We start from the raw sequence: 1712 nt of genomic DNA, 5'->3' as shown, positions 1-1712 counted from the left end.
GAGAGCCGCTCCATGGGGCTAGCCTGCCGAAGCATGGGTGAGCTGTTGCGGTCTCCGTTGCATGACCAGCATGTGGCGCTCGGCGCCAGGCTGGCCGACTTCGGCGGATGGGAGATGCCGATCGAGTATCCCGGCGGGGGTGTGCTCAAGGAACACGCGGCGGTCCGGTCCGCGGTCGGGATCTTCGACGTCAGTCATCTTGGCAAGGCGTGGGTCCGCGGCCCCGGCGCCGCGGACTTCGTCGACTCCACTCTCACCAACGGCCTGTCCCGGATCGGCCCGGGACAGGCCCAGTACACGCTGTGCTGCGACCCGGAGACCGGCGGGGTGGTGGACGACCTGATCGTCTACCTGTATTCCGGGTCGGAGGTCTTCCTGGTCCCCAACGCGGCCAACACCGCGGAGGTCGTCCGCCGGCTCGCGGCGGCGTCCCCGCCGGAGGTCACCGTCGAGAATCTGCACACGGCCTTCGGCGTGATCGCGGTCCAGGGGCCGGCCGCGCCGGAGCTGGTGTCCGCGATCGGCCTGCCGGTCGACGGTGCCTACATGAGCTTCACGCCGGCCGAGTGGAAAGCCGAGGTGAAGGCCGACGCGGCCAGCGTGGGGGCCGGCGCGGGGGCCGCGGGGGAGGGTGGTCGGGCGGCCGGCGGGCCGGGAACCATCCCGGGCATCGGGGGCGGCGGTGCCGGCGGTGCCGGGGACGGCGGGCGTGGCGCCGGCGGGGACGGCTCCCGGCGGGAGATCGTCGTGTGCCGCTCGGGTTACACCGGCGAGCGTGGGTTCGAGCTGGTGACGCCGTGGGCGGACGCCCCGGCGGTGTGGGACGCGCTGCTGGCGGCCGGGGCGTCCCTGGGGGTGCGGCCCTGTGGCCTCGGCGCCCGCGACACCCTGCGGACCGAGATGGGCTACCCGCTGCACGGCCAGGACCTCTCGCCCTCGATCACCCCGGTGCAGGCGCGGGCCGGCTGGGCGGTGGGCTGGGACAAGCCACGGTTCTGGGGCCGGGACGCGCTGCTGGCGGAGCGGAGCGCGGGCCCGGTGCGGCTGCTGTGGGGGCTGCGCTCGACCGACCGGGGCATCCCACGGCCGCACATGGCCGTGTACGACCTGGCCGGCGAGCGGGTGGGCGAGGTCACCAGTGGGACGTTCTCGCCGACGTTGCGGACCGGTATCGCCCTCGCCCTGCTCGACCGCGGCGTCGCCGAGGGAGATACCGTCCGGGTGGACGTGCGGGGCCGGCCGTCGGCGATGACGGTGGTACGCCCACCCTTCGTCGACGCCTCCCCGAAGTAGGGGCCGCAGCGCTCCCGGGGCGCGGTGCGGTGGCCGCGCGTCCCGGCCACCGGAGAAGATCGGCACGATTTTGTCGTTGTGTACGCTTTTGCGGCCAAAAAGCGTACACAACGACAAAATTATCTGGATCATGGCCTGTGCGGATGGTCGTGGATGGGATTCGTGCTCCCTGAGCGGCGCTTTCTAGACGATGCCGAGGCGGTGTTTCAGGCCGTAGGGGGCGTCCAGGGTCATGAACACCAGGGTGACCGTCGCCGTGATCTCGACGAGGGCGCCGAGCACGTCCCCGGTGATGCCGCCGAGGTAGCCGACGAGGTAGCGCCGCAGCAGCCAGCCCACGGCGGTGCCCACGGCCACCGCGGCCACCGCGCGCGCGGCCCGGCCGGGGCCGCCGCCGTCGACGTCGAGCAGCCCCGCGG

Annotated in this window: 2 protein-coding genes; one reads left to right on the top strand and one right to left on the bottom strand. The window is 73.3% G+C overall.

Features of this window, described 5'->3' with window-relative positions; genetic code table 11:
- Window positions 1–33 precede the first annotated feature (33 nt).
- Window positions 34–1293 carry a glycine cleavage system aminomethyltransferase GcvT gene (locus NBW84_RS21540; protein ID WP_250286857.1) on the top strand — a complete coding sequence of 420 codons (1260 nt, stop codon included), beginning with the start codon at window positions 34–36 and terminating at the stop codon, window positions 1291–1293.
- A gap of 183 nt (window positions 1294–1476) precedes the next feature.
- Here the strand turns inward: NBW84_RS21540 and NBW84_RS21535 are convergent.
- Window positions 1477–1712: adenosylcobinamide-GDP ribazoletransferase (locus tag NBW84_RS21535; protein WP_250286851.1), on the bottom strand; the 236-nt coding region annotated here is incomplete at its 5' end.

Source organism: Protofrankia sp. CiP1_Cm_nod2, from assembly GCF_920664355.1.
Taxonomy (GTDB): Bacteria; Actinomycetota; Actinomycetes; order Frankiales; family Frankiaceae; genus Protofrankia.
The sequence above is the reverse complement of the archived record's forward strand: the minus strand, read 5'-3'. Positions and strand labels throughout refer to the sequence as shown.